Origin of the sequence: Thermaerobacter subterraneus DSM 13965 (assembly GCF_000183545.2) — a bacterium.
Taxonomy (GTDB): Bacteria; Bacillota; Sulfobacillia; order Thermaerobacterales; family Thermaerobacteraceae; genus Thermaerobacter; species Thermaerobacter subterraneus.
In genome coordinates this window covers 47,630-71,996 of the sequence record NZ_JH976536.1, presented here as the reverse complement: position 1 = coordinate 71,996, position 24,367 = coordinate 47,630, and the positions used below count along the sequence as shown (strand labels likewise).

At 72.7% G+C, this 24,367-nt stretch carries 25 protein-coding genes; 1 reads left to right on the top strand and 24 read right to left on the bottom strand.

The features are described from left to right. Positions 1–8 precede the first annotated feature (8 nt). The 14 genes from spoIIIAE to THESUDRAFT_RS10435 all read right to left on the bottom strand — a co-directional run bounded on the left by spoIIIAE (position 9) and on the right by THESUDRAFT_RS10435 (position 12,860). The gene (gene spoIIIAE, locus THESUDRAFT_RS10500; RefSeq protein WP_006904768.1) at positions 9–1,595 is read right to left on the bottom strand and encodes a stage III sporulation protein AE; all 1,587 of its coding nucleotides are present in this window, start codon (positions 1,593–1,595) and stop codon (positions 9–11) included. 27 nt (positions 1,596–1,622) lie between these two features. Further along, complete coding sequence (gene spoIIIAD / locus THESUDRAFT_RS10495; protein WP_006904767.1) at positions 1,623–2,012, bottom strand: stage III sporulation protein AD; 390 nt, start codon at positions 2,010–2,012, stop codon at positions 1,623–1,625. Positions 2,013–2,017: 5 nt separating this feature from the next. Next, positions 2,018–2,218: a stage III sporulation protein AC gene (gene spoIIIAC, locus THESUDRAFT_RS10490; protein WP_006904766.1), complete on the bottom strand. Its 201-nt coding sequence runs from the start codon at positions 2,216–2,218 to the stop codon at positions 2,018–2,020. Between the two features lie 25 nt (positions 2,219–2,243). Continuing rightward, on the bottom strand, positions 2,244–2,759 hold the full coding sequence (locus tag THESUDRAFT_RS10485) for a stage III sporulation protein AB (protein ID WP_006904765.1): 516 nt from the start codon (positions 2,757–2,759) through the stop codon (positions 2,244–2,246). 5 nt (positions 2,760–2,764) lie between these two features. After that, positions 2,765–3,976: a hypothetical protein gene (locus tag THESUDRAFT_RS10480; protein ID WP_006904764.1), complete on the bottom strand. Its 1,212-nt coding sequence runs from the start codon at positions 3,974–3,976 to the stop codon at positions 2,765–2,767. 157 nt (positions 3,977–4,133) lie between these two features. Then, positions 4,134–4,910 carry a CD1247 N-terminal domain-containing protein gene (locus tag THESUDRAFT_RS13580; protein WP_006904763.1) on the bottom strand — a complete coding sequence of 259 codons (777 nt, stop codon included), beginning with the start codon at positions 4,908–4,910 and terminating at the stop codon, positions 4,134–4,136. A gap of 95 nt (positions 4,911–5,005) precedes the next feature. Then, entirely contained in the window at positions 5,006–5,566 is a 561-nt protein-coding gene (gene efp / locus THESUDRAFT_RS10470) for an elongation factor P (protein WP_006904762.1), read from the bottom strand. A 45-nt stretch (positions 5,567–5,611) separates the two neighbouring features. After that, on the bottom strand, positions 5,612–6,730 hold the full coding sequence (locus tag THESUDRAFT_RS10465) for a M24 family metallopeptidase (protein WP_006904761.1): 1,119 nt from the start codon (positions 6,728–6,730) through the stop codon (positions 5,612–5,614). Between the two features lie 117 nt (positions 6,731–6,847). Continuing rightward, positions 6,848–7,366 carry an adenine phosphoribosyltransferase gene (locus THESUDRAFT_RS10460; RefSeq protein ID WP_040827726.1) on the bottom strand — a complete coding sequence of 173 codons (519 nt, stop codon included), beginning with the start codon at positions 7,364–7,366 and terminating at the stop codon, positions 6,848–6,850. 128 nt (positions 7,367–7,494) lie between these two features. After that, on the bottom strand, positions 7,495–9,021 hold the full coding sequence (gcvPB, locus tag THESUDRAFT_RS10455) for an aminomethyl-transferring glycine dehydrogenase subunit GcvPB (protein ID WP_083855452.1): 1,527 nt from the start codon (positions 9,019–9,021) through the stop codon (positions 7,495–7,497). A gap of 143 nt (positions 9,022–9,164) precedes the next feature. Continuing rightward, positions 9,165–10,517 carry an aminomethyl-transferring glycine dehydrogenase subunit GcvPA gene (gene gcvPA / locus THESUDRAFT_RS10450; protein WP_006904758.1) on the bottom strand — a complete coding sequence of 451 codons (1,353 nt, stop codon included), beginning with the start codon at positions 10,515–10,517 and terminating at the stop codon, positions 9,165–9,167. Positions 10,518–10,533: 16 nt separating this feature from the next. Next, positions 10,534–10,917: a glycine cleavage system protein GcvH gene (gene gcvH / locus THESUDRAFT_RS10445; RefSeq protein ID WP_006904757.1), complete on the bottom strand. Its 384-nt coding sequence runs from the start codon at positions 10,915–10,917 to the stop codon at positions 10,534–10,536. A gap of 5 nt (positions 10,918–10,922) precedes the next feature. After that, on the bottom strand, positions 10,923–12,041 hold the full coding sequence (gcvT, locus tag THESUDRAFT_RS10440) for a glycine cleavage system aminomethyltransferase GcvT (protein WP_006904756.1): 1,119 nt from the start codon (positions 12,039–12,041) through the stop codon (positions 10,923–10,925). A gap of 315 nt (positions 12,042–12,356) precedes the next feature. Further along, positions 12,357–12,860 (bottom strand): NUDIX hydrolase, encoded by a 504-nt coding sequence (locus THESUDRAFT_RS10435; protein WP_006904755.1) that lies wholly within the window; start codon positions 12,858–12,860, stop codon positions 12,357–12,359. 55 nt (positions 12,861–12,915) lie between these two features. On the opposite strand from THESUDRAFT_RS10435, the gene THESUDRAFT_RS10430 reads away from it, so the two are divergent. Next, positions 12,916–13,482, top strand: a complete 567-nt coding sequence (locus THESUDRAFT_RS10430) for a hypothetical protein (RefSeq protein WP_006904754.1) — start codon at positions 12,916–12,918, stop codon at positions 13,480–13,482. 348 nt (positions 13,483–13,830) lie between these two features. On the opposite strand, the gene THESUDRAFT_RS10425 is transcribed toward THESUDRAFT_RS10430, so the two are convergent. The 10 genes from THESUDRAFT_RS10425 to cpaB form a co-directional block, all read right to left on the bottom strand. Next, positions 13,831–15,027, bottom strand: coding sequence for a glycosyltransferase (locus THESUDRAFT_RS10425; protein ID WP_006904753.1), 1,197 nt, complete (start codon positions 15,025–15,027; stop codon positions 13,831–13,833). 647 nt (positions 15,028–15,674) lie between these two features. Beyond that, positions 15,675–16,073 (bottom strand): hypothetical protein, encoded by a 399-nt coding sequence (locus THESUDRAFT_RS10420; protein ID WP_006904752.1) that lies wholly within the window; start codon positions 16,071–16,073, stop codon positions 15,675–15,677. Positions 16,074–17,039: 966 nt separating this feature from the next. Continuing rightward, positions 17,040–17,552, bottom strand: a complete 513-nt coding sequence (locus tag THESUDRAFT_RS10415) for a Tad domain-containing protein (RefSeq protein ID WP_006904751.1) — start codon at positions 17,550–17,552, stop codon at positions 17,040–17,042. Positions 17,553–17,887: 335 nt separating this feature from the next. Beyond that, positions 17,888–18,319 carry a TadE/TadG family type IV pilus assembly protein gene (locus THESUDRAFT_RS10410; protein WP_006904750.1) on the bottom strand — a complete coding sequence of 144 codons (432 nt, stop codon included), beginning with the start codon at positions 18,317–18,319 and terminating at the stop codon, positions 17,888–17,890. 17 nt (positions 18,320–18,336) lie between these two features. Further along, positions 18,337–18,555 carry a Flp family type IVb pilin gene (locus THESUDRAFT_RS10405; RefSeq protein ID WP_242823417.1) on the bottom strand — a complete coding sequence of 73 codons (219 nt, stop codon included), beginning with the start codon at positions 18,553–18,555 and terminating at the stop codon, positions 18,337–18,339. A 276-nt stretch (positions 18,556–18,831) separates the two neighbouring features. After that, positions 18,832–19,734 carry a type II secretion system F family protein gene (locus tag THESUDRAFT_RS10400; protein ID WP_006904748.1) on the bottom strand — a complete coding sequence of 301 codons (903 nt, stop codon included), beginning with the start codon at positions 19,732–19,734 and terminating at the stop codon, positions 18,832–18,834. A gap of 4 nt (positions 19,735–19,738) precedes the next feature. Then, complete coding sequence (locus tag THESUDRAFT_RS10395; protein ID WP_006904747.1) at positions 19,739–20,521, bottom strand: type II secretion system F family protein; 783 nt, start codon at positions 20,519–20,521, stop codon at positions 19,739–19,741. After that, complete coding sequence (locus tag THESUDRAFT_RS10390; protein ID WP_006904746.1) at positions 20,502–21,761, bottom strand: TadA family conjugal transfer-associated ATPase; 1,260 nt, start codon at positions 21,759–21,761, stop codon at positions 20,502–20,504. Before THESUDRAFT_RS10390 ends, THESUDRAFT_RS10395 begins: the two co-directional genes overlap by 20 nt. Next, entirely contained in the window at positions 21,751–23,412 is a 1,662-nt protein-coding gene (locus tag THESUDRAFT_RS13955) for a CpaE/TadZ family protein (protein ID WP_006904745.1), read from the bottom strand. The genes THESUDRAFT_RS10390 and THESUDRAFT_RS13955 overlap by 11 nt, the downstream gene beginning before the upstream one ends. After that, positions 23,409–24,308, bottom strand: a complete 900-nt coding sequence (cpaB, locus tag THESUDRAFT_RS10380; RefSeq protein ID WP_242823416.1) for a Flp pilus assembly protein CpaB — start codon at positions 24,306–24,308, stop codon at positions 23,409–23,411. Before cpaB ends, THESUDRAFT_RS13955 begins: the two co-directional genes overlap by 4 nt. Positions 24,309–24,367 lie beyond the last annotated feature (59 nt).

Below are 24,367 nucleotides of genomic sequence, written 5' to 3'. Positions count from 1 at the left end.
CGGCCCTCCTAGCGCATCATCACGGCGGCGTTGCCCGCCGCCAGCATGACCGCCATGACGATGAAGAACATCAGCCCCACCACGGCCGTGGCCGCCCCCACCAGCACCAGGTGGTCGCCCATGGACTGCAGGGCCCCGGCGACGTGCCCCGGCCCCACGGGCTGGATCGCCGCCGCCACCAGGCGGTAGACGAAGACCAGGGCCACCAGCTTGAGCAGGGGCCAGGCCACCAGGGCGAAGACCGCCAGCATGCCCAGCAGGTTGACGGCGTTCTTCAGCAGCAGGGAGGACGTCACCACCAGTTCCACCGAGTCCGACAGCATGCCGCCCACCACCGGGATGAACGTCCCCACCAGGTACTTGGCCGTCCGGAGGGCGATGCCGTCGGCCACGCTGCCGGCAGCGCCCTGGATGGCCACCACCGTCAGGAACACCGTGCCGGCCAGGCCGAGGATCACCAGCGCCGCCTGGCGCAGCAGCCGGGACAGGCCGGAGAGGGAGTTTCCTACCGGGAAGTGCCCTGCGATGTCCACCACCGCCGCCAGGAAGATCAGGGGCAGGACCCACTGGCCCACGATGACGCTCACCGTGTGGGCGGTGGCCACCACCAGCGGGTGGAGGATCCCGGCCGTGGCCAGGGCACCGGTGCTCGCCATGAGGGTCAGCAGCACCGGCAGGCTGGCCAGGAGGAAGTCCACCAGGCCGCGGATGGCCTGCTGGCTGATGGTGAGGGCATCGCGAAAGCTGACCAGGGCCAGGGCGATGAGCGCCAGATAGGTCACCGCATACGCGGCCCGGGCCACCGCCTCGTTGTCGAAGGCGTTCTCGATGGCCTGCAGGACCGCCAGGAGCACCGCCAGCACCAGCAGGCGCAGCAGCAGGCCCCCGTTGGTCAGCACCTCGCCGGCCAGAGCCCGGAGCAGGGCCCCCAGCAGGTCGCCGGCGCTCCAGGGCAGCTCGCCGCGCCGCAGGGCGTCCAGGGTGTGCTCCCAGTCCAGGCCGGGGATGGCCTCCCCCACCTGCTGGCGCACCCGGTCCAGGGCCTCCAGGAAACCGGTGGCGCCTTCGGTCTCCTCCCACTGCTCCCGGGCCAGCTGCTCCACGTCAACGAAAGCGGGCGGGGCGGCCGCCGCCGGTCCGGGGATGGCCGCGGTCCCTCCGGAAGGGCTGGCCGCGATCCCCCCGGACCCCGGGCCTCCACTCCCCGCCGGTGCGGCCGGCAGGGTACCGGCCCGGGGGCTTTGGACCGGCACGGCACCGGCCGCCAGGCCGGCGGTCCAGGGGAGGGGTCGCCCCGCTCCCTGTCCCGCCCCCGCCGGCGCGCCCTCATCGGCCGGGCTCGGGCCGGCACCCGGGGCCGGGGCGGCGGCCCCGGCCAGCAGGGCCGTCCCGGGTAGGAAGGGCAGCACCAGCAGCACGAGGAGGGCTAGGGCACCGCGGGCCCAGAGGCCCAGGACCGGGCCGGCGGCGGGTCCGCTGCCGGTCCGGGATGCGGCCGGCCATCCCCGGGATGGAGGCCGCAAGCCCCGGCGCCGGTGCACCGCCGGCCTCCCGGCCTTCACCTGCAGCCCTTGCCCCCGCGCCACTGCTGCCACGGTCCGCCACCTCCCCTCTGGCCCGCGTCAGGCCGGCAGAAGGCCGACCAGGAGCTCCAGCACCGCCATGAGAATGGGCACGGCCAGCAGCAGGATCACGACCTTGCCCGCCAGTTCGACCTTGGCGGCCAGGGCCGATTCGCCGGCGTCCCGGCAAAGCTGGGCGCCGAACTCGGCCAGGTAGGCCACGCCGACGATCTTCAGCAGGGTGGCGGTGTAGCGGGCGTCCAGATCGGCCCGGTCCGCCACCTGCTGGAGGACGCGGATCACCGCTGCGATGTCGTCCACCAGCAGGAGGAACACGGCCACGGCGGTGACGATGCTCAGCAGCAGCGCCCACTCCGGCCGCGCCTGCCGCAGCAGCACCAGCAGAACGCTGGCCACCAGGGCGATGCCGACCACCTGGGCGACGGTCATGGCTCTCAGCCCAGATCGAAGAGGTTCTGGATGGTCTCGAACAGCTCGACGATGACCTGGACCGTCATCCAGAGCACCACCGCCAGTCCCGCCAGCAGGACGGTGAAGGCGTACTCCTCCCGTCCCGCGGTCTTCAGCAAGGTGTAGACCACGGTGACGATGATGCCGATGCCGGCCAGCCGCAGGATCAGGTTGGGGTCGATCACCGCCGCGCCTCCTCCCCTCGCGCCGCTACAGCAGAAGCAGCCCGATGAAGGCCCCCGCCAGCACGCCGCCGTAGCGGTACAGCCGCCCCCACCGCTGGTCCAGGTCCCGGGCCAGGGTCTCGGCTGCCTCCAGCCGGGCCATGGCCAGCCGCAGGTGACGGACCTGGTCGTCCCGGCCCGTGGCCCCCAGGTAGGGGGCCAGGGCCCGGAGGATGCCACCATCCTCGCGGGTCAGGGCGCTCGTGCGGGCCAGGGCGTCCACCGCCTCCTCCCAGACAGCCGCCGCGGTCTGGGACCGGGGCGGCGCCAGCAGGGCGGCCGCCTGCCGGAACAAGGTCGCGGCCGGTTCGGGGTAGAGCCGGGCGATGCGCCCGAAGGCCTCGGGCAGCGGCGTCACCCCGAAGGCAATCTCGCTTTCAAGGGCCTGCAGGGCGCTGCGCAGGATCCTCAGCTCCCCGGGTCGCCGGGCCAGCTCGGCTGCCCGCTGCCACCCCCAGGCCGAACAGGCCAGCAGCACCAGGGCAAAACCCAGCCACCCCATGCCCGTCACCCCCTCCCGCCGGATGTCAGGGCGATCCAGCGTCCGCCCGGACCCCGGGCGTAGACGGCTTCCACCGTCCCGGGCCGGGGGTGGCGGGTCAGCTGGACCAGACGGCGGAAGGCGCCGGTTGCTTCCAGGGCCCGCAGCTGCCGCCGGGCCTCCAGGTCGGCCACACTGCCCGCGTGGGCCGTGGCCACCACCGTGACCCCGGCGTGGACCGCTTCCGCCACGGCTGCGGCATCGTGGGGTCCCCCCAGCTCGTCGGTGACCAGCACCTCCGGGGAGAGGGCGCGCAGGGCCAGCGGGATGCCGGCCTCCTTGGGGCAGTGCTCGAGGACCGCCGTCCGGGGTCCCAGGTCGAAGGCACCGCCGGCGGCCAGCTCTCCCCGCTCGTCCACCACCGCCACCCGCCGGCCCGCCAGGGTCCCGGGCACGCCCGCGCTGGCCAGCCGGGCCAGATCCCGCAGCAGGGTGGTCTTGCCGCTGGCGGGCGCGCCGATCAGCAGGGTGCTGGCCAGGCACGGGCCCGGGCGGGCGGGTTCGACCAGGTAGGGGAGCAGGGGGGTCGCGCACCCGCTGACCGGGCGCGCCCGGCGAATGACCAGGCCGCGCACCCGGCGGAACCGCTCCACCCGGCCCCCTTCCACCTGGACCTCTCCGGCCAGCCCCACCCGGTGCCCGCCGGGAAGGGTGAGAAACCCCTGCCGGGCCTGTTCCTGCACCGCGTACCAGGAACTGGCCGTCATGCGTTCCAGGCATTCCGCCACCTCCGCCGGGGTCACCGCCGGGGCCTGGCCGGGGACGGGGACCAGCCGCCCGGCAGCGTCCACGAAACCCTCGCCCCCGGCCAGCAGCAGCCAGACGGGGGACCCGGCCACCACCCGCACCTCGTCGACCTGCCGGTGGACCTGGGGCGGCACTCGCCGGAGCCGCTCCGCCAGGGCGGGCGCCAGGGACTCGAGCAGCGACGCCCACGTGGCTTCCGCCCCCGGGGAGGCGGCATCCGGACCGGGGGCGGCTCTCCCGCCCGGAGCGGCGGTGGCTCTTGCGCCCGAAGCGGCGCCGGGGCCGCCCGGAATCCCGCCGGGGCCGCCGGCGGCGCCCGCTCCCCTTCCTTCCCGAGGAGCCCCGACCGCCGCGCTCGCTGCTTCCGCACCCGGCCGGCTCCGGGTGGCGAAGGTTGGCCGCCAGGCCGTGGCGTGCCGGTCCGTGGCCATGGGCTTGCCTCCCTGTCCAACCTCGTTCCCAGGTATATGAGGGGCTTGACCCCTTTAACACAGGCCGCCGGGGAGCAGCAGAAAAACGCAGCCCGGAGCACCTCCGGGCTGCGGCCAGGGGAACGGGATCGGCATCGAGGGGAAGCGGATGGCCGGGCTAGAAGGGGGCCACCGGCGTGGCGCCACCGGCGGGGGCGGCCGCCGTGCCGGCACCGGCTGGCGCCACCGGGGCCGCGCTCGTCCCGGATTCCCGGCGCCCGGGCGGGACCCCGGCGGCGGCGCCGTCGCCCGCAGGCCGCTCCATGGCTGCGGTCTGGCGGGCTCCCGCCTCCAGCGGGTCGTCGCTGTCGTCGGGGTCGGCGTCGGGCAGAAAGTCGTGGACCACCTCCCCGCAGTGGGGGCAGACCCATTCGAACTCGTTCTCGTCTTCTTCCGGCTCCCGGTCGAACTCCAGATCGTCCATGGCGACGGCATACTGCGTGCCGCAGTGGGGACATTCCAGCAAAAGCCCGTCCACCAGCTGCCCGTCCTCCTGCTGCGTTCGTCCGGGCCCGGTGCCGTCCTCGCGGTGGCGGGTGGGGATGCCGGCGTCAAAGACCAGGGCCCCCTCAAAGTCCCCCGGGGCCGCCTCTTCGTCCTGGTCGCCGGCCTCGCCGTCCGCCGCCTCCGGAAGGTCCTCTTCGTCCCACAGGTCGCCGTCGCCCGTCCCTTCGCCGCTAACAGCCTCTTCCAGGTCGAACAGGTCCTGGTCCAGCTCGCCCAGGTATTCCGCCAGCTCGCCCAACCGCCCGTCGAGCCGTTCCATTTCCTCGGCCATGGCATCCAGGACCTCGATGATGCCGGCCAGCACCCGGCCTTCGGCCGACTGGGTGGACAGGTTCAGTCCCGCGGCCAGCCCGTTCAGGTAGGCTACCCGCTGGCGCAAGCGGGCCATGGCGTCGCCCCCCTTCTCATAAAAAATGTGCCCGGCAGGCGGGCGCCATAGTCGCGCCTCCTGCCGGGTCTGGCCGAGGGGGAAGCGGGCGGCTCTCAGGAAACCCGTTCCACGTACTCGCCCGTCCGGGTGTCCACCCGGATCACGTCACCGGCGTTGACGAAGAGGGGGACCTGCACGACGGCTCCGGTCTCCAGCCGGGCCGGCTTGGACCCGCCCTGGGCGGTATCGCCCCGGACCCCGGGTTCCGTCTCCACCACCTTGAGGTCGACGGCCGTGGGCAGCTCCACGCCCAGGGTCTTCTCCCCCGTCTGCAGGACCTTCACCACCATGCCTTCCTTGAGGAAGTTGACCGCGTCCCCCAGCTGGGCGGCGCTCAGGCCCACCTGGTCGTAGGTTTCCGTGTCCATGAAGAAGTACTGGCCGTCGGCATCGTACAGGTATTGCATCTCCCGCTTCTCGACGGGCGCCGGCGGGAAGCGCTCGTCCGGCCGGAAGGTGCGGTTCACCGTGGCCCCCGTCTCCAGGTTGCGGATCTTGGCCCGCACGAAGGCCTGGCCGCGACCGGGCTTGACATGCTGGAACTCCAGCACCTGGTGCACCTGGCCGTCGATGATCACGGTCATCCCGTTCTTGAAATCCCCTGCCTGGATCATGCCTCCAGCCTCCTTCCGGGCACGCCTGCAGGCCCCGGCCTGCCTTCAGGCCACGCCCACCTCCAGCAGCTCCTTGCTGACCCGGGTCAGGATCTCGCCGCCGTCGGCGGTGACGACCACCAGGTCCTCGATGCGCACGCCGCCCCACCCCGGAATGTAGATGCCGGGCTCCACCGTCACCACCATGCCCGGTTCCAGCCGGTCCTCCTCGGCCAGGGCCGAGAGGCGGGGACCCTCGTGGACCTCCAAGCCCACGCCGTGGCCCGTGGCATGGCCGAACCGGTCGCCGTAGCCGGCCTCTTCGATCACCTGGCGGGCGGCCCGGTCCACCTCCGCCCCGCTGACCCCGGGCCGGATGGCGGCCACGGCGCGGCGCTGGGCCTCCAGCACCACCTGGTAGATTTCCCTGTGCCGGGGCGTGGCCCGTCCGGCCACCACCGTACGGGTGCAGTCGGAACAGTACCCGCCCACCACGGCCCCATAATCCAGGGTGACGAACTGGCCGGCTTCGATGGCATGATCCCCCGGCTGCCCGTGGGGCAGGGCCGAGCGCGGGCCCGAGACCACGATCAGGTCGAAGGCCGCCGCCGTCGCCCCGCGCCGGCGCATGGCGAACTCCAGCTCCAGCGCCAGCTGGCGCTCCGTGACCCCCGGCCGCAGCCCCGCCAGGACCTCCAGGAGCGCCTCGTCGGCCAGGCGCGCGGCCTCGCGAATGAGGGCCAGTTCCACCTCATCCTTCACCCGGCGCAGTTGCTCGACCCAGCCGCTGATGCCCACCAGCTCGACCTCTTCCGGCAGGGCCGCCCGCAGGCGCTGCCAGTCGCCGTAGCGCACGTGCTCGGCCTCGAAGCCGAGCCGGCGGACCCCCACCTCCTGCAGGTGCCGGGCCAGGTGGGCGTACACCTGCGCCTCGTGGCGCACCACCTCATAGCCCGGGGCCTCCTGGGCCGCCTGCTCCAGGTAGCGGAAGTCCGTCCACAGCTGGGCGCCGGTGGCGGTGATGAGCAGCCACCCCGAGCTGCCCGAAAAGCCGCTCAGGTAACGGCGGTTGGCCGGGCTGCCGATCCAGACCGCTTCCAGTCCCTCTGCCGCCATCCGCTCCCGCAGCCGTGCCAGGCGCTGGGCCGTCTGGGTTGCGCGATCGGCGGGCACCGTCAAGGCCATCATCCTTCGCCTCCCCTGGCATGGAATCCTCCGGCCCCTGGCCCGGGGGCATGGAATGGCCCGGCCCCCGGGCCGGGGCCGGGCCGCGGGCCCGTGCCCGCCCGGCCGATCCGCTCCTCAGGAGGGCAGGACGACCCGCACCGGGCGATCTCCCAGGCGCCGGCGGCCCCCCAGGGCAACGATCTCGATGAGGTAGGCGAATCCGGCCACCCGGCCGCCCAGCTGTTCCACCAGGGCGGCGGCAGCGGCGCTGGTTCCTCCGGTGGCCAGGACGTCGTCGACGATCAGGATCCGGTCGCCGGGCCGGATGGCGTCCTGGTGGACTTCGATGGCCGCCTGGCCATACTCCAGCTGGTATTCCTGGCGGGCCACCTCCAGGGGCAGCTTGCCCGGCTTGCGGGCGGGGATGAAGCCCTTGCCCAGGCGCACCGCCAGCGGTGCCCCCAGGATGAACCCGCGGGCCTCGATACCCAGCACCCGGTCGAATTCGATCCCCGCCACGGCCGCGGCCAGGGCCTCCACCGCCTGGCCCAGGGCCGCCCCGTCGGCCAGGAGCGGGGTGATGTCAAGGAAGGTCACCCCCGGGACCGGATAGCCGGGCACTTGCCGGATCCGCGCCCGCAACGACGCCTCCACCGCACCGCCGCCCGGACGCGAGCCGGGCTCGGGTCCGGGCGCAGGGCGGCGGGCCTCTCCCTCCCGGACTCCCTGACCGGCCTCGCCGGCGCGGTCATGGGCGCCCGGCACCCGTTCCTCCCCGCGGCTCATCGCGCGTCCTCCCCTTCAGGCCGCCAGCGCAACACGGGCCGCCGCGCCGCCAGGGCCTCGTCCAGGCGGCTGACCGGCGTGGTGTGGGGCGCCTGCCGGACCACCTCGGGTTCCTCCTGGGCCTCCCGTACGATCCGGCGCATGACGGCCACGAAGCGGTCGAGGGTCTCCTTGCTCTCGGTCTCCGTGGGCTCGATCATCAGCGCCTCTTCCACGATGAGCGGGAAGTAGATGGTCGGCGGGTGGATCCCGAAGTCCAGCAGCCGCTTGGCCACGTCCAGGGCCCGTACCCCCGTGCGCTCCTTGAGGTTGGCGGCCGAGAGGACGAACTCGTGCATGCAGGTGCGGTCGTAGGGCAGCCGGAACAGGCCGGCCAGCTGCCGCATGACGTAGTTGGCATTGAGCACCGCGTCCTCGCTGACCCGGCGCAGCCCTTCGGCCCCCAGCGCCCGGATGTAGGTGTAGGCCCGGACCAGGATCGCAAAGTTGCCGTAGAAGGAACGCATCCGCCCGATGGCCTGGGGCCGCTCGTAGTCCAGGTAGAACCGGCCCGTGGCCGGGTCCCGCTCCACCAGGGGCGCCGGCAGGAAGGGCACCAGCTCCTCCTTCACGCCGACCGGGCCCGACCCGGGCCCGCCGCCGCCGTGGGGCGTGGAGAAGGTCTTGTGCAGGTTGAAGTGGACCACGTCGAAGCCCATGTCCCCCGGGCGCGAGATGCCCAGGATGGCGTTGGCGTTGGCGCCGTCGTAGTAGAGAAGCCCGCCCGCGGCGTGGACCATCTCCGCGATGCGGTGGATGTTCTCGTCGAAGAGCCCCAGGGTGTTGGGGTTGGTCAGCATGAGGGCGGCCACGTCGTCGTCCAGCGCGGCCTCCAGGGCGCCGAGGTCGACCCCGCCCCGGGCGTCGGAGGGCACCTCCACCACCCGGTAGCCGGCCATGGCGGCCGTGGCCGGGTTGGTCCCGTGGGCGGAGTCGGGCACGATGACCTTGTGGCGGTGGCCCTGGCCCCGGGCGCGGTGATACGCCCGGATCAGCAGGATGCCCGTCAGTTCCCCGTGGGCGCCGGCCGCCGGCTGCAAGGTGGCCCGGGTCATGCCGCCCATCTCGCAGAGCGCCCGTTCCAGCTCCCACATGAGCCGAAGCGCCCCTTGAGCCAGCTCGTCGGGCACGTACGGGTGCAGGCCGGCAAAGCCGGGCAAGGCCGCCACCCGCTCGTTCACCTTGGGGTTGTACTTCATGGTGCACGAGCCCAGCGGGTAGAACCCGGTGTCCACGGCGTGGTTCATCTGGCTCAGGCGGGTATAGTGCCGGACCAGGTCGACCTCGGCCACCTCCGGCAGGGCGGGGGCCTCCTGGCGCAGCAGTTCGGCCGGCACCCGTTCCTCCACAGGCCGCACCGGGACGTCGGGCTCGGGCCAGACCATGCCCCCGCGGCCGGGCCGGCTGTAGCTGAAGATCAGCGGCTCCGGCTCGGCCCCCACGGGGGCGGGTTCGGCCTGCCCGGGCGCCGTTCCGGCCGCCATGGCGGCCGGCGCCGGCGAGCCCCGGTCCGCCACCGGTCCCCGGTTCTGGGGCCCGGCCGGCACGCCCTCCGCCGCCTGGGCACCCGCGGGCACCCCGGCGGCCGCCTGGGGTCCGCCAGGACGCTGCGGCTGGTCGTGGTCCATCATTCCCTCACCCCCCAGGCCGCCAGGAGGCCGTCCATCTCCTGGCGGGTGCGGCGCTCCGTGACCGCCACCAGCAGCTGTCCCCGCCGCTCGGGCTCCCAGCGGCCCAGGTCGGGTCCCACCAGGTAGCCGGCCGCCAGGGCGGCGGCGGCGGGGTCGAAGTCGGGCCGCTCACAAGCCACGGCGAACTCCTTGAAGAAGGGGGCCTGGAACACGCGGCGGAACCCGGGGAGTCCTTCGATCCGCTCCGCCAGGTAGTGGGCCTTGTGCAGGCAGATCTCGGCCAGCCGCCGCAGGCCCCGCGGGCCCAGGGCCGCCAGGTGGATCGTGGCGGTCAACGCCATCAGGCTGTGGTTCGTGCAGATGTTCGACGTGGCGCGGTCCCGCCGGATGTGCTGCTCGCGGGTCTGGAGGGTGAGCACGTACCCTTCCCGCCCGTCGCGGTCCAGGGTCCGCCCGACGATGCGCCCCGGCAGGCGCCGGACGTACTCGCCCCGGCAGGCGAGATACCCGAAGTGGGGTCCTCCGTAGGCCATGGGCAAGCCCAGGCTCTGGCCGTCGCCGACCACGATGTCGGCACCGTAGCGGCCGGGTGCCTCGAGAAGCCCCAGGCTGACGGGATCGGCGCTGACCACCACCAGGGCGCCTGCCGCCTTGGCCCGGCGCGCGATCTCGGGCGCGGGCTCCAGGCACCCGTAGAAGTTGGGCTGCTGCAGGAGCACGCAGGCGCTGTCGCCCGCAGCCAGCACCTCATCCAGGGCCTTGAGGTCCGTGGTACCGAGACCGGGGTCCACGGGCACCACCGTGACGGGAAGGTCCTGCCCGCCGGCGTAGGTCTCCACCACCTGGCGCGCCTCAGGATGCACGCCGCCCAGCACCACGATCCGCTCCCGCCGGGCGATGTTGACGGCCATGAAGGCGGCCTCGGCCAGTGCCGTCGCTCCGTCGTACATGGACGCGTTGGCCACGTCGAGCCCGGCCAGCTCGGCGACCATGGTCTGAAACTCGAAGATGGCCCGCAGGGTGCCCTGGCTGACCTCGGGCTGGTAGGGCGTGTAGGCGGTGGCGAACTCTCCCCGGCCGGCCAGGTAGGGGACCACCGACGGGATGAAGTGATCGTAGACGCCGCCCCCCAGGAAGCAGACCTTGGCCGCCCCGGTGTTGGCGGCGGCCAGTCCTTCCAGGTGGGCCACCAGCTCGGGTTCGCTGAGGGCGGGCGGCAGGGCCAGGGGCCGCTGCAGCCGGAGATCCGGTGGAATGTCCGCAAACAGCTCTTCCACCGACCGGATGCCCAGGGCGGCCAGCATGGCCTGCCGGTCCTCGCCGGTGTGGGGTATGTAGCTGATCGCCATGATGGCTTTCCCTGCCTTAGCTGGTGCGCTGGCGGTAGGTCGCGGCATCCAGGAGCCCGGCCAGTTCGTCCCGGTTGAGAATCTGGATGCGGACGAGCCAGCCCTCGCCGTAAGGATCCTGATTGACCAGTTCGGGCCGGTCGGCCAGCGCTCCGTTGACGGCCACCACCCGCCCCGAAACGGGCATGTACACGTCGGAGACGGTCTTCACCGACTCCACGACGCCGAAGGCCTCCTTGGCCCGGTACTCGGCGCCCACCTGGGGCAGTTCGACGAAGACCACATCCCCCAGCTGGTCCTGGGCGTAGGCCGTGATGCCGACCACGCCCTCCTCGCCCTCCACCCGCAGCCACTCGTGCTCCTCGGTGTAGTACAGGCCTTCCGGCACCTCGTGGGCCACCCTCATCAACCTCCCCGCCGCCGGCGATAGAAGGGGGTCTCGACCACCTGAGCCGCCACGGCCCGGCCGCGGATGCCCACCGCCAGGCGCCGGCCCGGCACCGCCAGGGACGGCGGCACGTAGGCCAGGGCCAGGCTGGCCCCCAGCGTCGGCGCCACCGTGCCGCTGGTCACCCGGCCCACCTCCCGCCCCTCGTCGTCCAGGACCGGGTAGCCGGTGCGGGCCACCCCCGGCTCCAGCAGCCGCAGACCCACCAGCTTCTTGCGCAGGCCCTGCTCCCGCTGGCGCAGCAGCGCCTCGCGGCCGATGAACGGCCCCTTGTCCCATTTCACGACAAAATCCAGCCCGGCCTCAAGCGGGCTGGTGTCCCGGTCCAGCTCCTGGCCGTACAGGGGAAGGCAGGCCTCGAAGCGCAGGGTGTCCCGGGCGCCCAGGCCCGCCGGCACCAGCCCCTCGTCCTGGCCGGCCGCCAGGATTCCGCGCCAGATGGCGGGGGCGCCTTCCCAGCTGAGGAAGATCTCGAAACCGTCTTCCCCGGTGTAGCCGGTGCGCGAGATCATGCCCTCCCAGCCGCCCACGAAATGGAAGGGGCGGAGGGACTCCAGGTCGATGCCGTCGGTCACCCGGGCCAGGATGGCCTGGGCCCGCGGCCCCTGCAGGGCGATCAGGGCCGTCTCCAGGCTGCGGTCGGCCACGGTCACCTCAGGACCGGCCACGTGCTCCCGCACCCAGTCCAGGTCGGAGGCGGTGTTGGCCGCATTGACCACCAGCATGTAGCGCTGCTCGGCCACCTGGTAGACCAGCAGGTCGTCGACGATGCCCCCCTCGGGGGTGCACATCACCGTGTACAGGGCGCGGCCGGGAGCCAGCCGCTCGACGTCGTTGGTCACCAGGCGCTGGAGCGCCTGGCGGGCGCCAGGCCCCGAGATCTCGATCTCGCCCATGTGGCTTACGTCGAAGAGTCCCGCGGCCTGGCGGACGGCGCGATGTTCCTCCATGATGCCGGTGTACTGCAGCGGCATGGCCCAGCCGGCAAAGGGGACCATGCGCGCTCCCAGCGCCAGGTGCTCGTCGTACAGGGGGGTGCGGCGCAACCCGCCCGCCGCGGTGCGATCCCCGCTCAAAGGACGCCCTCCTTCCTGGCCTCCGGCGGCTGCGGGCGGCGGTGGGGCCCGCTCCGGACCGGCCGGAACGGCACTGCCATTCGACAGCCCGGGGCGGTTCCCTGCCCGGGGCCACAACCCTCGCCAGGAGGGCCCGGGCTGGGCCCGGCTCCGGGACGGTCCCTCCGGGTCCCCACCGGTGCGCCCCCGCGGCGGGCCGCTTCTCCAGCAGCCCGGGACGAACTCGCGCCCGGCGCCGGCCCTTCCCGGAGCTCGCCGCCGGGCCGACCGGTGGAGGCGTCCCGCCCCGCCACCCCGGCGTCCTGGCGGTGTCCCTCACCGCCGGCCCGCGGCCCTGCGGACGGCCTTCTCCAGGATCTCCCGATCCCCTGGGGCGAAGGCGTCGGCCGGCGCCATGGCCAGATCCACCCAGGAGACCTCCGTCACCTCGCCGGGCTGCGGGGTGAAGGTGGCACCCGCGGGAACCCGGACCAGGTAGTAGAACCGCAGGGAGTGGAACGGGTGGTTGAAAAAGGCAAAGAAGTTCTCGGTGAAGTGGAAGAGCTCGATGGGCTCGGGTTCGACCCCGGTTTCCTCCCGGAACTCGCGGCGCAGGGCCTGCTCCAGCGACTCCCAAGGTTCCACGGCGCCGCCCGGAATGTCCAGCCGGCCGGTGAAGGCGGATCGTCCCAGCAGCACCCGGCCTCCATCCACCGCCACGCCGTAGACGGCCGGGCGAAACCGCACCTGCTCGGCGGGATAGCGGCGCCGCTGGCCATGAAGGGTCCAGCACTCAACCTCCACCGGTGGAACCGGGCCCGCCGTTCCGGGTCCTGCCATGCCGGGTCCCCCTTTCCCCTTCGCGGTGTACACTTAGATTCAGGAGGCGAGGGAGATGGAGCGGCAACGGGAGAAGATGATCGCCCTGATGAACCTCTCGCGGATGCTCCCCCAGCACCCCGGCCTCATGATGCTGCTGGGCTTTCTGGCCGCGCGCCTGGATCGCCTCCACTTCGTCGCCGCCGCCGAAGGGGCCGACCCGGCCGCAGCGCGCATCGTCCTGGCCACCCCCCATGCCCGCATCTGGACGGGGCGCTGGTTCCGGGCCTGGGTCGGCACCACCGAGGTGGCCGACCCGGTGCTGCTGATCTCGGTCCTGGCGGAGCGGGACATCGACATCTACCTGGCCCTGGATACCGGCCCGCGGCCCCCGTGGCTGGAGGCGGTCCTGGACCCGCACGAGCCGGCGGCCACCTCCAGTCCCCGGGAGCGGCTGGAGGAACTGCGGGAGCGGGTCGACCGTGCCCTTGACATCTACAACGAGTGCCGCCGCCAGCTGGAGCAGGGTGACCCGCAGCGCCGCGAGGAGCTGGAATTCTTCCTCGACCTGGCCCGCCGCGAGGTGGAAGAACTCGGACAGGAGCTTCAGCGGCTGAAGGAAACCCTGCCCGAGACCGAATGACCCGCAGCGGCTGCTCGCCCCGGCCGCTCCGTGCGGCGGTGCCGCCGCGCGGAGCAACCGGGTCCGGGGTAGCGCCTGCGACTCACGCCCGCGGCGTGGCGCCCCGCACCGTGGCGCGCTGCGCCGGCCCCCTGCGCGACGGCCCCCTGCGCGCCGGGCCGGCCGCCTCGGGGCCGGCAGCGCCCCCGGAGACGGGGTAGCGGCCACCCGATCTCGGGCGGCCGGCGGACCGCAGCGCCCGGGCCGCCCGCCACGGCACGGCGCGGGCAGGTCTACGGCACCCGGCTGTCGGCCCGGGCCGGGGCACGGTACCGGCCGGTCCGCGGTGCCATGGCCAAGGCCCGTCGTTCACGGCACGGCGGCAGGTCGCCGCCGGGTCTCCGCCAGAAGCTCCTGGTACAGCTTCAGGATGCGCGCCAGGATCACATCGCTATCGTATGCCTGGGCCGCCTGCTGGGCGGCCCGGCCCATTCTGGCGCGCAGCGCGGGGTCGTCCACCAGGCGCCGGCAAGCGGCGGCCAGCTCGGCCGCCTCGTCTGCCACCACCAGTCCCGCTTCCCCTGCCGCCACCACCTCGTGGGACACCTCGCTGGCCACCGCGACCACGGGCAAGCCCGCGGCCATGGCTTCGATCACCACAAGCCCCTGGGTCTCGGTCACCGACGGGAACACGTAGACATCGGCGGCGCGGTAGAACGCGGCGATCCGCTCAGGCGGTACGGCCCCTGGAAGCCGGACCCGGCCCGACAGGCCCCAGGCGGCCACCGCCCGCTCCATGCTCTCCCGCAGGGGGCCGTCGCCGACCAGCACCAGGCGTGCCGCCGGCCGCTCGGCCGCCAGCAACCGGAAAGCCTGCAGCAGCAGGGGCAGGTTCTTCTCGCGGCTTAGCCGCCCCGTGTACAGCAAGACGACGTCCTGGCTGGCGAACCCCAGCTGGCAACGCACCCGCATCCGTTCGGTGGGATCGACCCCCGCGAACCGTCCCACGGGGATGCCGGTGGGGACGACCTCGATGGGCGCCTGCACCCCCAGCGCGGCCACCTCCCGGGCGATGGCCCGGGTGGGCGCAATCACCAGCTGGCAGGCATTGCAGAAGCGGCGCACGTAGGCGTTCAGCGCCGGGGCCAGCACGGAGCCCGCACCGGGTGCATAGTGCCGCAGGTAGACGTCATAGCGGGTGTGGAAGGTGAAGCAGAGGGGCCGGTTCAGCATGCGCGCCGCATCCAGGGCCATGCGCCCCATGACGAAGGGCGTGTGAGTATGCAGGATGTCGAGGCCCAGGCGTGCCACCGCCTCCCGCACCCGGCTCTGGCGCGGGACAGGGATGCGAAACTGGGGATACAGGGGTGCGGCTACCGAGGGGAAGCGGACCACCCGCGATTCCTCCTGGGGGTCGCCCGGACCGCCCAGGGCCGCCGGATAGCGCGGGCCAAACACGTACACCTCGTGGCCCGCCCTTTCCATCCCCTGTCGCAGGGTCTGGATGGAGCGCACCACGCCGCTGATGTACGGCGTGTAGCTGTCGCTGAACATCCCGATTCGCATGAAGGTGGTTGCCGCCCTCCTTGCCGCCGGTGCCCGGCGGGGCCGGGGGTGCGCCGCCGGGCTGCGGTGCGGTCCCCGGCCTGCCGCGCTTCCCCGGCGCTGCCGGCGTTTTGTGCAACCCGACGGCACCACCGGGTGGACCGGCATCGTTTCCCGTGGCAGCGGCCGAACCGGGCCCCGCACCAGGGCGCGCAGCGGCTTCCGGCCCCCGGCGCCCAGGGTGCGGCGCGGGCCCAACGGGCCACCAGCAGCCCTGCCTGAACCAGGTGCCACACCCCGCACCGGGTGTCAGCTTCCCGGCCCCGCGCCAGATCCAGGATATCATACCACCACGGAGGGGCCGCCCCACCACCGCCGGAGGAGGCCGGCGGTGCCCCGATGCGGCATGGGGCTAGGCCTCACCAGGTGCCATCCTCGCCAGCCGCCCACCCGGTGAAACGGGGCGACGCGCACCCGCCCGCGGTTTTGAGAGCATGGAGGACCGCGCGGCGAGGCGGGTAGCGAGCATCAAGCATCACCGCAGCGGTCCTCCGCGTTCAACGTGGACGGGTGATTGAACTCCGGGGTCTAAGCGCCACTGCTGGCCGGCCGGGGCCCTGCCGGGCCCTGCACGCCAGGGTTCCGGAGTCCCGGCCAGGTCCCCGCGGTTACGCGCTCGCCCGGGCGGTGCGGCGCCGGCGGGGCGTGATGGCCTGGGCCTCCACGGAGAGATAGCACTTGGCCCGCTTGTTCCATTCCATAATGTAGCGGCCCTGGCCGAAGCCCTTCTCCGCCAGCAGGGCAAGCAACTTCTTGTTGTGGGTGCGTCCTGTCTTGGGGTTGAAGTACCACGCATCCCGATCGTCGGGCTCGGCCTTCACCAGGGCCAGCTTCTGGCCCTTGACGCCGAACAGCACATAGACGCCGGGCTTCTTTCCGTTAGTCGACATGAGTGCTTCCCGCAGGCTGGCCGAAAGGCTCACCGCGTTGGGAAGAATGTGAACAGCCAGCGCACCCGCACTGCGGGTTTCCCGCTCGTCCGACTTCCGGATCCATTCAATGGCCACGTACCATCACGCTCCCGAAGGATATTGGACCCGCTGCGTATATTATACGTGACGTTCAAGGTTAACAAGGGGTATGGCATCACCCATGCAAAAGGCCATGACGAAGTCTGGGAACTTGGCGGGCTCACTTCACTCCCGGATTGTCCCCCTACGTTGGTTCCAAGGATCCGATCTTCGGAACCTGGGGCACAACACGGCCGGAAAGCGGGTTTTCGTCGATGTCCCACGACGCCGGGATACATGTCCTGTGCAAATCCTGCCCATCCGGTTGCCGCACGACCGCCGCAGCAAGGCAGAACACGGCTGGACGAGCCCTTCGCTGGGCCGTCCCGCCCGCAGGCTGAAAGGGCGGTGTCTTGCTGGTCAGGAAATGGGCGCGGCGGTCAAATGGGATTTGATGGCGGGATCAGGGCACGTTTTGTGGCTGCCATGTGCATCGGGTCACCGGACTCCCATGATGCGGGCCTTTGGGTAAGGCTACCACCGTGTCCCCGCGGTGGTGACGGTTTCCGGCCGCGCTTCTCGAGGGGTCGGGAGGCCGTCGTCCTGGCGTTCCCGTGTATACTGCAAATGTTTCCCCTACAATGGCCCCCTGGGTTCATATGTCCCATCGTACGACATGCCGTCGCGCAGGACCCTCAAACCGATCCCGTATCACCCGAAATCCAATGCTACTGTCTCGACGGTTTCGGCTGTTTCGTTCCTCCCATTTGTGCCTTAGACGGTCGAGGTCGATTCAAGTCCATCGTCACCATGCCGTGGCAGTCATGGCAAGGTATTGAACGGGCCCGCCCTGGCCACAGGGGCCAAGGAAGATGGCGCTGCGAACCGGCAGCGCACCGGCGGCGGGGTGGGAAGTGCCGCCCCGTGGATGCCGCTGCCTTTCGCCCCGCTCTACCCGGCCCCACCCGGCCCGGCTCTGCCCTCCCGCCTGGACTGAAAGACCTCGTGCCGCCGCCCTCACGATCAAGGCGCCCGGGCCACGCTGGCGTCTGCCGCCACCGTGAGGCGCACGGCACCGGCCGCTGGACGCCAGGCCAGTGCCACCGGAACGACCAGCCGCACGCCCACGGTGGGTTCCTCCACCCTGCGTCCCGACCAGGGATGCCGGCGGGGTTGGGAGGGCGAGCCGTTGATAACCACCACCTCGATCACCGCCCGCCGAGCCACTTCCTCTCCAAATGCCCGCCGCAACCCGCTTTCCGCCCAAAGGCGCGCGGTGGCCGCCGCTGCCCCCGCCCGCAAGGCCGGCTCGCCGCGGGCCAGGGCCTCTTCGTCGACCTCCTGCACCCCGGCCAGGCTGGCGAAGTCGGCCACCGCCTGGGCGTGGGCCCGGGTCAGTACCAGCCGGCTCCCGTCCAACACCAGACCAAGGGCAGCCAGAATCACCGGCAATAGGAGCAGGAAGGCCGCGCCCACCGCCCCACCCTGCGGGTCCCGCCCGGCGGTGGTCCGGCACCGCCCTCCAGGTGGTTCCATGGCCGATCCCCCCGTGGGAGGCCTCTTCCGGTCTCCTCAGCCCTCGCTTCGCGGCCGGCCGGCAGCGGCGAAGGGGCACGTCCCGCAGCCCTCGTCGCCGGGCCGCCGTCGGCACGGGCCTGCAGCCGGCACGAGGCGCCGCTCTATCTGGCACCCGTCGCCCCAAGACGTCTCCGGCCCGCCGGTGGGTCCCGGCCGGTTCAAAGAACCGGCCGGGACGTCGTACCGGCTGGGGGCGCTCCTCTTCTGCCGCCGCGGTCCTCCCCTGAGGTCTGACGGCCGCCCCGGGCCTGTCCCGCCCGGGCCCCCTCGGGCCGGGTGGGCGACCCGGGGGTTCATGTCCCCGGCGGCCGGATGCGCTCGTTGCGCCCGTTCATCTCGACCTGCAGGGGTACACCACTCTGCAGGAACCGGCGCAGGACGGGCGTGACCGGACGAACCGTCAGCTGCAGCCGGACCGTCAAGGGGCTACCATAAGCCGGGCGCCGCGGTTCGATGGCCACCGCCACGGCGGCGGGGTCGATTCCACCCGCCCGCAGTTGCCGGGCAATGACCTCGCGCACTTCCGGCGTGTCGCCACCCTCCACCATGGCGCGGCGGACACCTTCCCGCGCCGCCTGAACCAGCACGATTTGCCGGTTGAGAAGGACCGTCAGGTCGAAGAGGCCGAACACCAGCAGCGCCAGCAGGCCGGCCACCAGGGCAAACTCTGCAGCGGCGGCCCCCCGTTCCGCCCGGCGCCGCACGATGCCGCGATCGTGGACCACCCGGCCCGGTCGGGTTGTCAGCCGCCTGCGCCGGTCAGGGCATCGGTAATCCCCTCCAGGCGGGCCTGAATTGCACTTCCCAGGTCCGTGAGGGCCGTGATGAGCACGATGACCACCAGGGCCAGCAGAAGGGCGTACTCGGCCGAGGCGGCACCCTCCTGGCCGCCCCCGCGGGTCCCAGGCTTGCGCCGCCACCGGATCCGGCCCAACCAGGCCGGCAACGTTCGCATCGCCATCCATGCCACCGGTTCCTACCTCCTCCGTGCAAGGGTGATCGGTGGCCACCGTCTAGGCCGCCCACCACCCGGCCGCGGGGGCCACCCGGCCGCGGCCGGGGTTCGGTTGAGGGCTGGGCCCGCATCACCCCCTTTCCCGCCCTGAAGAACCCTTCGGTCCCCAGCCGGGCGATGGTCGTGACCGGTGGTCACACCCAAGAGCTGCCCCCTCCGGCAGGGGCCTGGCTTGTCCAGCCGCGCTCCTCAGGACCAGGTGACCAGCCTCTACGGTTCACGCTAGTGGTAGAGCCGCAGGAACTGGATCACGTTGGGCAGCAGGACCACAACCAGGACCGGGGGCAACAGCAGCCCCATGGTGATCACCGTGAGCCAGAACGGAAGGCTGTCGGCCTGGCGCTGCCAGCGCCGGGCCAGGAGGGCCCGCATCAGGCGCACGTGTTCGTCCAAGGTCTGGGGCAAGGGAAGGCCACGGACCTCGGCCTCCACCAGGGTGCGCAGGGCTACGGTGACCTCGGGATGGGGGTAGAGCTGGGCCAGTTCCAGCAGGGGCTGGCGCAGGGGCTGTCCGGCGCGAATGCGGGCGAAGGCATCCCGGGCGTCGTCGACCAGCGGCCCCTCCCCCACGTCGTTGGCCACCTCGATGGACTGGCGCAGGCTGAGGCCGCCGCGGGCGGCCAGAGCGATGTCCTCTAGCCACCCGGGCAAACCCACCCGAACCCGGGTAGCTCGTCTCCGGCCGGCCGCAGCCAGCAGGACGAGCAGGCACCGGCGGCCGGCCAGATAACCCGCGGCCGGCAAGAGCCAGGCCGCCGGGCCGAACCCGCCGCTCGCCAGGACACCGAGGGCCACCAGCCCTCCCGCCAGGGCACCCGACCAGGCGGCCGCCCCCAGGGCGCGGCAGGCCCAGGCCAGCGGGTCGTCCCCGGCCCAGCGGTGCCACCCGGCGCGACGCAGCAACAGCACCAGGTCCGCGCCGGCCGGCGGGCGCGACGGCCAAGGCCAACGCTCTGCCCACAGCGCCACCTTGGGCCGGGCGGCCGGGCCTGGCAGCCACCTCCCGGGCCCCATCCTCAAGACGCGGCGCCACCGCTGCCGGGCGTCCGCTCCCCACCCTGAGAGCCACCAGGAGGACGTTCCGCCTGCCAGGGCGGCCAAGATCGCCAGAAGATAACCGGTCACGGGATCATTCCTCCCCCGCGCCGTTCAGGGCAGCGCTGAGCCGGCGCAGCAGGTAGAGACCGGCCAGCCATGACACGACGGCATACAGCAGGCCCCCACGGCCCAGCGGATCTTCCCACAGCGGGCCCAGGAAGGCCGGGTCCATGGCCAGCGCGTACGCCGCCACCGCCACCGGCAGCAGGGCCAGCAGGCGGGCGGACAGGCGAGCTTCCGCCGTCCGCGCCGCTACCTCAGCCCAGGCCAGGCGCTGCTCGCGCAGGCTTTGGATGACCGCCAGGGTCGGACCGGTCACGTCGCCACCGGTACGGCGGTGCGCCGAGGCAACGGCCTGGCACCGGCGCAGGGCCCGCAGGCCGGTCTGGCCGTGCCATAGACCCAGCGCCTCTTCCAGGGGCAGGCCTGCTCCCAGGGCCGCCAGGAATTCGCCCTTGGCCGGTTCCAGCACGGGTGCCGCCACCTCCCGGGCCGCCTCAATCCACGCCTGGCGTAGAGGGCGGCCGGCCTGCAGGTGGGCGATGACCGTCACCAGCAATCCCTCCAGCGCTTCGGCGGCCCGCTCGGTTCCGCGCCCCGACGGGCGGCCCCGCGCCGGGTTCAGGATGGTGAACCGGCCGGGGACGATCCGCCAGGGCCGGTGCAGCCTGCCCCGCCAGGCCTGGAAGGCACCGCTCCCCCGTTGCCGGACCGCCGCCTGCAGTTCGGGCCATGCCCCGGCGGCAAGCCAGGCTGCAAGCCCCACCGACAGGGCACAGGCCAGGGCGCCCATGCTAACCGGAACGGGACTCACCCGATGTCCCTCCTCCCTGCCGAACCTCGGCAGATACACCCCCTGATTGCGGCAGAACCGCCCGGGCTCGGGCTGGGAGCGCGGCCGGCAGCACGGGCTCGACGCTTCCTTCAGGACGAACCCTGACGATCTCGGCCACCACGCGCCGGCCCGAAGACAGCCGCACCTGATGGACCACCAGGTGGATCGCCCGGTAAACTTGCTCCCGCACCAGTTCCGGCGGCCAGTTCTCCCCCGCCATGAGCACCAGTTGTTCAAGGCGGCGCAGGGCGTCCAGGCTGCTGTTGGCGTGGATGGTCGAAACCGAACCCAGATGACCCGTGTTGAGGGCCTGCATGAGATCGGCGGCCTCCTCGCCGCGGACCTCCCCCACCACCAGCCGGTCCGGCCGCATGCGCAGCGCGTTGCGCAGCAGGGTGCGCAAGGGCACGGCACCGTGTCCATCCAGGCCCGGGGGCCGCGCCTCCAGGCGCACCACATGTCGGTCCGGGCCCAGGTCGATTTCGGCCGCTTCCTCCAGTACGATGATGCGTTCCAGCGGGTGGGTCGCAGCCCGGAGCAGGGCGATGAGGGTGGTGGTCTTGCCGGAGCTGGTGGCTCCCGCGATCAGGACGTTGCGGCGGCTGCGCACGGCGCCGGCCAGGTATCGCGCCGCTGCGTCCGGCAGCGTTCCTATCCGGACCAGTTCCTCAAGGGCGGGGCGCTCCCGCCGGAAACGGCGAATGGTGAGAACCGGACCGTCGACCGCCAGGGGCGGCACGATGGCGTGAACGCGGTCGCCCGATGGCAGGCGGGCGTCAACAAAAGGATGGGCGGGGTCGACCCGGCGCCCCAGGGGAGCCACGATGCGGTTGATGGTCTCCACCAGGTGGTCGGCGTTACGGAAGCGGCCGGCGAAAGGTTCGATCCGTCCCTCCCGCTCCACGAAGATGCGATGCGGGCCGTTGACCATGATCTCCGTGACGGCGTCGTCATCCAGCAGCCGGTCGATGGGCCCCAGCCCCACCATTTCGGCCGCGACTGCCCGCACCAGGCCAGGCGTCACCAGGGATGCGGGTAGGCCCCCGGGTCGGGCCAGGACCTGGGTGATGAACGCCTCAAGCCGCCGCCGCAGGTCGGGCCCAGGCGGTTCGCGCAGCAACTGGGGGCGCTCCCGCAGCAGGCGCTCCCGCACGGCTTCGACCAGCTGGAGAAACCGCCTTTCGTCCCAGGTGGTGATCGACTGCGGCTCAGCCGACATGGGCCGTCACCCCCTCCCCGGTGACAGCCCCGGCCTGCCGGCCCCCTGCCCGCCAGCGCCGCCACAGCCGGGCCAGCCTCCCGGGGCGGGGTCCGGGAAGGGGTTGCCCGAGCAGCTGGGCCAGGAGCGTGCCCACGGCCCGGGCCGCGGGGTGGCCGGGCTCCGCCAGCACGAGGGGCAGGCCTGCGGCCGCCGCCTGCTGAACCCCTCCCGGGTCGTCCGGAATCCAGGCCGTGACGGGTACGCCCAGGTAGCCTTCGGTGGCCTGGCGGGATCCATGGGAACCGGACCAGCGGTTGACCACCACGCACCAGCTCCAATCGGCCTTTCCGGCCAGGGCCGCTTCCTCCAGCCAGAGGCGGGTCCGGCGCAGGGCCGCCGCCTCCGGTGTGGTGACCAGGATCCCCGAAGCCGGGCAGCCGTGAAGGCCCGCGTCCTCCAGCCAGGCTGGAGCGGCCGGCGTGTCGACCACCACCAGGTCGAAGCATCCCAGCGCCCGCCGGATCACCCGCCCAAGGGTCTGGGGTTCCACCAGCCCCGCCAGGTCCGGCCGGGGAGGTCCGGCCAGGACCCGCAGGCCGGATCGAGGATGAACCAGCCACTGGTCCAGCCACGCCTCTTCCGGGCCGTCCAGCAAGGGCTGCAGGTCGAGCACGGTTGGGCCGGCCGGCAGGTCCAGTACCACCGCCGCATCGGCCGCCGCCCAGTGGGCGTCGATCAGGGCCGCCCGCAGCCCACGGGCGGCGGCGGCCACCGCCAGCTCGCAGGCGAGCCACGTCCGGCCGGCGCCACCCTTGGCACCGGCCACCGCGACCAGCACCCCGGAAGCGGTTCCGCTAAGGCCGGCGGCGGGAGGCACGGCGCCCGGGTCCGGGGACGCGGGGGCTGCGGGCGGCCGGCGGGCTGCCGGCGATTCGCTGCCGGCAGCGCCCCTGGCGGCATGGTCCGCCTGCCCAGGGCCCTCGGCCGGTGGCAGGTTCCGGGGGGATGCCGATGGCTCCGGCGGACGGGCAGGCCGTTCGGCCAGACCGGAATCCGGCACCGGGAGACGCTGTCCGGATGCCGGCCCTGCGACCCAACGGCGGTTCCCGGGCGTGGCCGCCTCTCCGGTGCGTCCCTCCGGCAGGCCGTCCAAACGGGTTGTCCCGATCTCCGGGCGGCTTGTCTCGGCGGGCACCCTGTAGTTGGCCTCGGGACCGCAAGGCGCTGGACCCGAGGGGTGCCCGTCACGGCCCGCCGCCTGGGGGTGGTGTACCGCTCCCCGGCCGGTGATGCCCGGTGCCATGGCGGCGAGCAGGCTGGGTTCGGCCAGCGCCTGGTCCAGCGAGGTGACGACCCGGACCGACGGCTCGCTGCCCAGCAGGGCGGCGGCTGCCGCCTGCCAGACGTCGGCCGGGGCCTCAGGCGGGGGCAGGAGCCACAGGGAACCTTCCCGGTGGCGGCTGCGGACCAGCCGGCCGCAGCGCAACGCTTCCGCCAGGTCCGGCGCCTGCAGCAGCCATACATCCACCGGCTCCCGCGGGGCGGCCACCGTGTCGGCAGCTCGGGCCAAGCCAGCAGGTTCCCAGCCCGGGTGGCGGGCCAGCCGCTCGATTTGGCCGGGCCGGAGGCCGATGCCGTACCAGAAAACGGTGCCGTTGTTCCCCGTCATGGCCCATCCGCTCCTTCCTCCATCCACTGGGGGTCCACCAGGGGGATCGCAGGTTCCGGGCCGCTGGCCTCGGCGGAGCCCTCGCCGGGCTCCAACGGCGGGGTTTCGGCAGGCCCGGCACCCGGCGGGGGAACGGCACCCTGGGGTGGCGGAACCGGACGGGCGGGAGGAGCCGGCGGGGAGCCCGCCGCCGGCCCGGTGGCCGGTGTCGCAGCGGACCCTGTACTTTTGAGGTCATCGGGGAAGAGGAACAGGTTGTCCCAGGTGACGCCCGATCCGCCCCCTGCCGCGCCGCCGGCAGGAGCCAGGGCAAGATAGACCCGCCCGTAGGTCAGGGCGTACGCAAGCCGTTCTGCCTCGGCCGGGGTGACACCCACCAGCACGCCCAGGGGACGGCCGTCCTCATAACGCCGGCCTTCCTCATCCCGCACCTGTAGCACCGGGAGGTTTTCCAGCAGCGTGCGCGCCACCGCGCCAGGACCTTCCCCGCCGACAAAGATCACGTCCACCCGGTCGCCGGGTTCGACGGCGCCGCCTAATCCCTGTTCGAGCCGGGTGGGGATGAAGAAGGCCTGCTGGTGCTCTTCGAGAAAGGCGGAAAGACCTGCCCCTTCGCCCGCCACCACGTCGGCCTCCAGCAGCGGCTCGCCGGCCTCCACGTCCCGGCGCAGGACGTGGCCGATGACGCGGGATGGATCCCCCACGGCCCGGGGATGAACCGCCGCGGCAGGCAACGGCACCACGGACACCATGTCCGCCTCCACGTTGAGGGGTGCCCGGAGCGGGCGGGTAGCCACCACCACGGGCAAGGATGCGGTGGCGTCCAGGTAGATCAGGTAGGCGGTGGTTCCGGCCAGAAGGGCCACCCCAAGGCTGGCTGCAGCCCGCCACGACATTCGCGGCACGCCCTCACCCCCCTTCCACTAATTGGCGTATCTGGGCCCATGCTACCATA

What these genes read in the sequence shown, in the direction of transcription:
- spoIIIAD (WP_006904767.1), bottom strand. Translation starts at nt 2,012, where the DNA reads ATGACCGTCGCCCAGGTGGTCGGCATCGCCCTGGTGGCCAGCGTTCTG.
- THESUDRAFT_RS10485 (WP_006904765.1), bottom strand. Translation starts at nt 2,759, where the DNA reads ATGGGGTGGCTGGGTTTTGCCCTGGTGCTGCTGGCCTGTTCGGCCTGG.
- THESUDRAFT_RS10480 (WP_006904764.1), bottom strand. Translation starts at nt 3,976, where the DNA reads ATGGCCACGGACCGGCACGCCACGGCCTGGCGGCCAACCTTCGCCACC.
- THESUDRAFT_RS13580 (WP_006904763.1), bottom strand. Translation starts at nt 4,910, where the DNA reads ATGGCCCGCTTGCGCCAGCGGGTAGCCTACCTGAACGGGCTGGCCGCG.
- efp (WP_006904762.1), bottom strand. Translation starts at nt 5,566, where the DNA reads ATGATCCAGGCAGGGGATTTCAAGAACGGGATGACCGTGATCATCGAC.
- THESUDRAFT_RS10465 (WP_006904761.1), bottom strand. Translation starts at nt 6,730, where the DNA reads ATGGCCTTGACGGTGCCCGCCGATCGCGCAACCCAGACGGCCCAGCGC.
- gcvPB (WP_083855452.1), bottom strand. Translation starts at nt 9,021, where the DNA reads ATGGCGGCCGGAACGGCGCCCGGGCAGGCCGAACCCGCCCCCGTGGGG.
- gcvPA (WP_006904758.1), bottom strand. Translation starts at nt 10,517, where the DNA reads ATGGCGATCAGCTACATACCCCACACCGGCGAGGACCGGCAGGCCATG.
- THESUDRAFT_RS10435 (WP_006904755.1), bottom strand. Translation starts at nt 12,860, where the DNA reads ATGGCAGGACCCGGAACGGCGGGCCCGGTTCCACCGGTGGAGGTTGAG.
- THESUDRAFT_RS10430 (WP_006904754.1), top strand. Translation starts at nt 12,916, where the DNA reads ATGGAGCGGCAACGGGAGAAGATGATCGCCCTGATGAACCTCTCGCGG.
- THESUDRAFT_RS10425 (WP_006904753.1), bottom strand. Translation starts at nt 15,027, where the DNA reads ATGCGAATCGGGATGTTCAGCGACAGCTACACGCCGTACATCAGCGGC.
- THESUDRAFT_RS10415 (WP_006904751.1), bottom strand. Translation starts at nt 17,552, where the DNA reads ATGGAACCACCTGGAGGGCGGTGCCGGACCACCGCCGGGCGGGACCCG.
- THESUDRAFT_RS10405 (WP_242823417.1), bottom strand. Translation starts at nt 18,555, where the DNA reads ATGGCGATGCGAACGTTGCCGGCCTGGTTGGGCCGGATCCGGTGGCGG.
- THESUDRAFT_RS10390 (WP_006904746.1), bottom strand. Translation starts at nt 21,761, where the DNA reads ATGTCGGCTGAGCCGCAGTCGATCACCACCTGGGACGAAAGGCGGTTT.
- THESUDRAFT_RS13955 (WP_006904745.1), bottom strand. Translation starts at nt 23,412, where the DNA reads ATGACGGGGAACAACGGCACCGTTTTCTGGTACGGCATCGGCCTCCGG.
- cpaB (WP_242823416.1), bottom strand. Translation starts at nt 24,308, where the DNA reads ATGTCGTGGCGGGCTGCAGCCAGCCTTGGGGTGGCCCTTCTGGCCGGA.